The following is a 6,774-nucleotide window of genomic DNA, read 5'->3' as shown; positions in this document are numbered from 1 at the left end:
TTGCGTCCACACCACAACAGTCGCATCGGAGCCCCTCGATGGTTGACACCATCAAGGAATCCAGCCGCGCTCAGTTCAACCTGATCCACGTGTCGGCCGCGCCCCCCAACCGACCGCAGCTGTCCTGCGCGAGCCGGGCATCCATCGTCGCGTAGTCAGACCGGACCGAGGCATAGGTCCTCGTGCAGTGCTCGCCCTTCGCTGTGAAGACGGCGGAGCCGTCGGCTGCAAGAGTCACGGTGCCCTCCTCGACGAGGGGGACCCGCCCCTTGTCGTCCACCGTCCTAGCATCGTCGCTGACCACGTAGTGCCCGGCGTCGTCGACTGCGAGCAGCCGTCCCGTTCCGGAGAGCAGCCACGTGCCCGTGAGCGACGACAACCACTGAATCCGGTCGAGCGTTCCGCCGATGTACTTCGGCCTGAGTTCGCCCGCCGCAGTCGGAAGCACTCGGGTCAGCACTGACGACAGCCACCCGGGACTGCGGGGCCCACACGAAGCCCCGGTCTCCAAGTCGGCACGGAGCCGGCCGGGCGCCAGCACCGAGAGGGCCCATGACGCCGTGCAGGTGTCCCGCCATCGCAGCATGAGCACGTCGCCCTTGACGCTGTAGGCGAAACCCGGCTCCGACCGGCCGCGCCGGAGGTCCTCGGGCAACGACCAGATCGCCATCGTCCCGTTTGCGTGCAGGACCCACACGATGGGCCTGGGGTCATCATCAATCCGCCACACCCCGACGAGATCCGCAGCCGTGAGCGGTCGCGATGCCGAGTCGAGAAGCGCCGGTATCGCCGGTACGCCCCTCTCACCGCCGACAATCGACAGTGCCGCGACGGCCAGGGCGAGGGCGAGGACGGCACAGGCTGCCACGAGCCAGTTTTGGTTCCGCCATGCCCGTCGCTGCGGCCGACTGGCGCGGCCGACGATGAACTCGCTCTCGAGCCCGGCAACGTCCGCGGCGCTGACCTGGATGCCATCTGCCACGCTGCGCAGCCCCCACTTCACGTGCGCGCCGACATCGATCAGATCGGTGTCGCGCTGGAGTCGTTGCAGGGCCCGCTGCGCATGTCGATTGACCGTGCCGATCTCGAGCTCGAGGAGCGCTGCCGTCTGGGCCTCGCTGAGGTCGAGGTGGTACCGACAGACGATGACTTCGCGTTGCCGTTCCGGCATACGCCGAAGAACGGCCAAGATCCGCAGTGCCTGGTCATTGGCAATCGCGTCGCCGTCGATGCGTCGCGATCGGGAGCGGCCCCGCTGTGCGGTGCGGCACTGGCTGATGACCGCGGCACGGAGCTCCGCGCCAAGCGAGGACCTGCCGCGCAGGGTGTTCCAGTTGCGGTACACCGCGATGAAGGCCTCGTGGACCGAATCCTCAGCGATGTCACGGTCGCCCACGATGAGGTACGCGAGACGGACGAGGTCCGCACAGTGTTCCGTGAAGAGGTCGTGGATGATCGCGTCACGATCGGAGTCGCCAGACCACTCCGGAAATCTCGGTAGCTCTGCCAACATCTCTTGCCTCCCCCACAGCGACGGACATACGACTTGAGTCGCCTTCGCAGTGCGGATGGTTGACCGGTCGCCGAAACCGGTACGCCCATCCCGGCCGGGACCTGAGAGGCTGCCCCCTGTGTCCCTATTCGTCGCCGTCGTCGCGGTGCTCCTTGCGCTCGTGACGTGGGCCCTCCATCGCCGACTCTTCGTCACACCCCAATGGCCGTATGCCGCTCAGCTCGCTTCCGCGGTCGTCTTCGTCCTCGGGTGGCTGGCTATGCTGGCCGCCTTCGCGATCCAGGGCGGCATCATCGACCCGGCGAACACGCGCTGGCTCGCCTGGCTCGGCATGACCTGGCTCGCCGTCGTCTGGTACCTCATCGTCGGAGTCCTCGTCCTCGGACTCGTCGTGTTGCCCGCGCGACTGGCCGGTCGCACGAAGCTGCGACGCACAATGCTACGGATCGGGGCACCCACGGTGGTGGTCGCGGCACTGAGCACAGCGGCATACGGCATCACGGAGGCGGCGGAGCCGACGATCACACCGGTGACGATCACGAACGACCTCGTGCCCGACAAACTCGACGGCCTGCGCATCGCCCTCATCACCGACCTCCACGTCGGGCCCGTGCGGGACGTCGGCTTCACCCGGCGCGTCGTCGACCTGGTCAACAGCGAGCACCCTGACCTCGTCGTCATCGCGGGTGACATCGCGGATGGCAAGGTCGCCCAGGTCGGCGAGGAGATCGCACCGCTGGAGGAGCTCCGTGCCCCACTCGGCGTCTATGGCGTCGAGGGCAACCACGAGGTGATCTCCGGCGAGCCGGAGGCGTGGCTGCACCACTGGGAGGACCTTGGAATCCGCGTGCTGCGCAACGAGAACCTCTCCATCGACCGCAACGGTGGGCAGCTGACCATCGCCGGCCTCAACGATCCGTCCGGCAGCAGTCCGGACGTGGATGACGCCCTGGCCGGCGTGGACCCGGACCTGTTCACCCTGCTGCTGGCCCACCAGCCCAAGCTCGCCGAGCTGGCGGCCGGGCGCGGCGTCAACCTGCAGGTGTCCGGGCACACGCATGGCGGACAGCTGTGGCCCTTCGACTACCTCGTGCGACTCCAGCAGCCGGTCCTCGAGGGCCTTGCTCCGGTAGGTGACGTGCCGGTGTACACGTCGCGCGGCGCTGGGGCCTGGGGCCCGCCGGTTCGGGTCCTCGCCCCGCCGGAGGTGCCGGTCATCACGCTGCGCCAGCGTTAGGGCTCGGACGGCCATGCTCGACTCGTCCCACGGCAACTACGTTTGGCGCATGAGCACCGGCCCGCACCCCGACTTCGCGTCGGCGGTGCGGGACGCACTCGCGGCACGGACCAACCACCAGAGAGCGGCCGGGCAGCAGCGCTACATGAAGTCGGCTCTCCCCTACCACGGCCTCACGTCGCCGGAGCTCGCCAGCGCATTGCGTCCCCTTCTTCGTGACCCGGGCCTGGCCATGCAGTCGCGCGCGGAGTGGGTCGCGACGATCCGTGAGCTCTGGGACGAGGCCACCCATCGGGAGGAGTGGTACGCGGCGCTGGCCCTCGCCAAGCATCGTGCTTATCGCCGATGGGTCGACTCGACCAGCATGCCCTTGTGGGAGAGGCTGATTCGAAGCGGCGGCTGGTGGGACGTCGTCGACGACATCGCCACCCACCTCGTCCGCGACACGGTGCTCGCCGCCCCGCGTGTTGAGAAGCCGCGCATGCGCTCGTGGGCCAACGCGGACTCGCTCTGGGTGCGTCGGGCAGCGATCCTGTGCCAGGTCGGCGTGCGGGACCGGCTCGACCAGCGGCTGCTCGGTGATGTCATCGAGCCGAACATCGAGGATCCTGACTTCTTCAGCCGCAAGGCGATCGGGTGGGCGCTCCGGGACCACGCCAGGTGGGACCCGGCCTGGGTCCGCCGCTTCGTCCAGGAGCATCCCACCCTGTCGGGTCTCTCCCGTCGCGAGGCGCTCAAGCACGTGGGACCGGGGTCGTGACCCAGGCACCGAGCCACCGGCGCGAGATCCTCCGCCTCGCCGTTCCTGCCTTCCTGGCCCTCATTGCCGAGCCGCTCTTCCTGCTCGCCGACTCGGCGATCGTCGGCCACCTCGGCACGGCGGAGCTCGCCGGGCTGGGCGTCGCGAGCGCGGCGCTCATCACCGCGGCGGGGGTCTTCGTCTTCCTCGCCTATGGCACGACGAGCGTTGTGGCGCGTCAACTCGGTGCCGGCGACACGCGCGCGGCGATTGCAGCCGGGGTCGACGGGCTCTGGCTTGCCGTGGGCCTCGGAGTGGCCACCGCGGCGCTCGTCGCGACCTTCGCCGAGCCGATCTGTGCGGTCTTCGGCGCCTCGGAAGCGGTCCTCGTCCAGGCGACGACCTACCTTCGCATCTCGGCCTTCGGGATCCCGGGCATGCTCGTCATCCTCGCCGTCACCGGTGTGCTCCGCGGCCTGCAGGACACCCGCACACCACTGGTCGCCTCCGTCCTGGGGTTCGGTGCAAATGTCGTCCTCAACCTCGTCTTCGTCTACGGACTGCACTGGGGCATAGCCGGATCGGCTTGGGGCACGGTCATCGCCCAGACGGGCATGGCGATAGGACTCGTCCTGGTCCTGCTGCGGCACGCCCGAGCCCGGCACGCCCCGCTGCACCCACACCCCGGCCGGGTGCTCGGCGCTGCCCGGACCGGGGTTCCGCTGCTCATCCGGACCCTGGCGCTCCGGGCTGCCCTGCTGCTCACGACCTGGCTCGCCGCCTCATACGGTGACGTCACGCTGGCCGCGCACCAGGTGGCCCTGACCGTGTGGTCCTTCCTCGCCTTCGCGCTCGACGCCCTGGCCATCGCGGCGCAGGCCATCGTCGGCCGCTCCCTCGGCGCCGGCGATCGCGAGGGTGTCCGGTCGGCGATGCGGACGATGATCAGGTGGGGCGTCTGGGGTGGGCTCGCCATCGGCCTTGTCGTTGTCGCCCTCCACGGCGTCCTGCCACCGCTCTTCACCGGGGAGGAATCGGTCCAGGCCGCCCTCTCCGCCGCGCTCATCATCGTCGGGCTTGGCCAGGCCATCGCTGGCTTTGTCTTCGTCATCGACGGTGTCCTGATCGGCGCCGGCGACGGTCGATGGCTTGCGTGGGGACAGGTGGTCAGCCTGGTCCTCTACATCCCGATCGTGCTCGCCCTGCGCAGCCGCGGGCCGAGCGACTCGGCCGTCGTCGACATCGTCGTGCTCTGGCTTGCGTTCACCTTCTGGATGGCGATCCGCGGGATCGTGCTCGGCTGGCGCGCCCGTCAGGACACGTGGATGGTCACCGGCGCCTGACCACCCCGCCACAGCAGGAGGCCACCTCTCCTCGTCAAGCGAGCTCAGCGGCATACACCTGATTGGTCGTATGACGTTGGGCTCGGCCCCGCGCCAAGGCGCTTTGCCCACCTACAGTTGACCTCGTCAGCGTCCGAACGTGAGGGGAAGTGGATGTGAAAGCGCTCCAGTACGTCCGCATCGGCGCCAAGCCGGAGCTTCGTGAGGTCGACAAGCCCAGCCCCGGTGCCGGGGAGATCCTGCTGAAGATCACCGCGTCCGGCCTGTGCCATTCGGACGAGGTCGTCATGAGCTATCCCGAGGACGTGTATCCCTATCCACTGCCCATGACCTTCGGGCACGAGCCGGCCGGAGTGGTCGCCGAGTTGGGCGAGGGGGTGACGGGCGTCGACGTCGGGGACAGCGTCATCGTGTACGGCTGCTGGGGCTGCGGCGTCTGTGCGATGTGCGCCGATGGGTCAGAGAACCTCTGCCTTCGGGGAATGGTCTCGCCGGGTCTGGGTCGTGATGGCGCGATGGCGGAGTACATGATCGTCGACGACGTCCGCCACCTCGTTCCGATCGGCGACCTCGACCCTGTACGCGCTGCCTCGCTCACTGACGCAGCCCTGACTCCCTACCAGGCGATCAAGAAGGTCCTCCCTCGCCTGGTCGGAGGGACGACGACGGTCGTCATCGGTGCCGGTGGCCTGGGCCACGTCGCCATCCAGCTGCTGCGCACCCTCACGCCCACACGGGTGGTGGCGCTTGACCTCGGCGACGAAAAGCTCGCGTTCGCAAGGGAGATGGGCGCTCACGAGGCCTTGGAGTCCAAGCCGGAGGCCGCTGATCGGATCAGGGAGCTCACGGGCGGTCGCGGCGCTGACGTCGTCTTCGACTTCGTCGGGATCGACCCGACGGGCGATCTCGCGCTGAAGAGCGTCGGCGTCGGCGGGGCGGTGGTCCTCGTCGGCGCTGGTGGCGGCACGGTGAAGGTCGGGCTGATGTCGGCGCCCTTCGATGTCCAGGTCAGCACCTCCCTCTGGGGCCGGCGCAAGGAGCTCCTCGAGCTCGTCGAGATGGCGAAGCGCGGAGACGTGTCCATCGAGACGAAGACGTACCCGCTGGACGATGCGCTCCGGGCCTACGACGACCTGCACGAGGGCCGCGTGCGTGGTCGGGGCGTCATCGTCCCCTGAGGGTCGCTGGGCAGGCGATCAGCACCCCGAAGAGGTGTCAGGAGGCTTGGTCGCAAAGCTTGGCTTGGGCGGCATCAGAGGGCAGCACTACTGAGCCGTGCCGAAGTGAAGGCCAAGCGCTTCGAGGAAGCCGAAGAATGCGACAACCTGTGGCGGGCGGCTATACCCCGAACTTCGTCCATTCTCCTTCGGAGATCACGTCGACGGAGCCGTCGACGACCTTGATGGCCGTCTGTTCGTCGATCGCGTAGGCGGGAAGGCCGATCTCGGCGGCCCACCGCTCTGCGTGGGCGAGGGTGTTGGTGGGGAACAGGTCCAGGTGCGGGAAGATCGCGAAGTCGACGACGCCCAGAGTGCGGTCGTCGGGCGCGGAGGACCACTCCACGAAGTAGTTTCCGATACGCGGTGTCATCACCATGCTTCCGGCACTGACTCCCACCCAGACGGTGTCGGACAGCGACGGCAGCAGGTCGGCCAGTCCCGACTCCCGGATCCAGTGGTACAGGTAGGTGGCGTCGCCGCCGTCGACCAGCAGCACGTCGGCCTCCCGGACCCACGGGACCCACCGCTCCGACCCAATGGTGGGCAGTGCGGTGAGCTCGAGGACACCGAGCGACGCCCATCCCAGGCCGGTGAAGTGCTCCCACGAGGGCTCGGCGGCCACCAGGCCTCGCACCGATGCCGGTCCGCACATCGGGTGACCCCACTGCGCGGTCGGGACGACCAAGGCGTGGCACTCTGCGATGGGCTTGCCCAGCAGGTCG

6 protein-coding genes are annotated in these 6,774 nt (G+C 68.7%); 4 read left to right on the top strand and 2 right to left on the bottom strand.

Annotation, left to right across the window (positions count from 1 at the left end; genetic code table 11):
* Nucleotides 1–70: 70 nt before the first annotated feature.
* The gene (locus VIR15_RS04850; RefSeq protein ID WP_331926343.1) at nucleotides 71–1,513 is read right to left on the bottom strand and encodes an RNA polymerase sigma factor; all 1,443 of its coding nucleotides are present in this window, start codon (nucleotides 1,511–1,513) and stop codon (nucleotides 71–73) included.
* Nucleotides 1,514–1,631: 118 nt separating this feature from the next.
* Between VIR15_RS04850 and VIR15_RS04845 the strand changes: the two genes are divergently transcribed.
* From VIR15_RS04845 to VIR15_RS04830, 4 genes are all read left to right on the top strand, one after another.
* Entirely contained in the window at nucleotides 1,632–2,750 is a 1,119-nt protein-coding gene (locus VIR15_RS04845) for a metallophosphoesterase (RefSeq protein ID WP_331926342.1), read from the top strand.
* 49 nt (nucleotides 2,751–2,799) lie between these two features.
* Complete coding sequence (locus VIR15_RS04840) at nucleotides 2,800–3,510, top strand: DNA alkylation repair protein (RefSeq protein WP_331926341.1); 711 nt, start codon at nucleotides 2,800–2,802, stop codon at nucleotides 3,508–3,510.
* Entirely contained in the window at nucleotides 3,507–4,832 is a 1,326-nt protein-coding gene (locus VIR15_RS04835; RefSeq protein WP_331926340.1) for an MATE family efflux transporter, read from the top strand. The genes VIR15_RS04840 and VIR15_RS04835 overlap by 4 nt, the downstream gene beginning before the upstream one ends.
* Before the next feature lie 149 nt (nucleotides 4,833–4,981).
* Complete coding sequence (locus tag VIR15_RS04830; RefSeq protein WP_331926339.1) at nucleotides 4,982–6,010, top strand: NAD(P)-dependent alcohol dehydrogenase; 1,029 nt, start codon at nucleotides 4,982–4,984, stop codon at nucleotides 6,008–6,010.
* 160 nt (nucleotides 6,011–6,170) lie between these two features.
* On the opposite strand, the gene VIR15_RS04825 is transcribed toward VIR15_RS04830, so the two are convergent.
* A complete protein-coding gene (locus tag VIR15_RS04825; RefSeq protein WP_331926344.1) occupies nucleotides 6,171–6,770 on the bottom strand; it encodes a Type 1 glutamine amidotransferase-like domain-containing protein in 600 nt (199 codons plus the stop codon).
* Nucleotides 6,771–6,774: the final 4 nt, after the last annotated feature.

The organism is Intrasporangium sp. (assembly GCF_036566125.1).
Lineage (GTDB): Bacteria > Actinomycetota > Actinomycetes > Actinomycetales > Dermatophilaceae > Intrasporangium.
The sequence above is the reverse complement of the archived record's forward strand: the minus strand, read 5'-3'. Positions and strand labels throughout refer to the sequence as shown.

Bases quoted from the DNA above. Each gene is read 5' to 3' on its own strand.
- VIR15_RS04840 (WP_331926341.1), top strand. From the start codon at position 2,800: ATGAGCACCGGCCCGCACCCCGACTTCGCGTCGGCGGTGCGGGACGCA.
- VIR15_RS04850 (WP_331926343.1), bottom strand. From the start codon at position 1,513: ATGTTGGCAGAGCTACCGAGATTTCCGGAGTGGTCTGGCGACTCCGAT.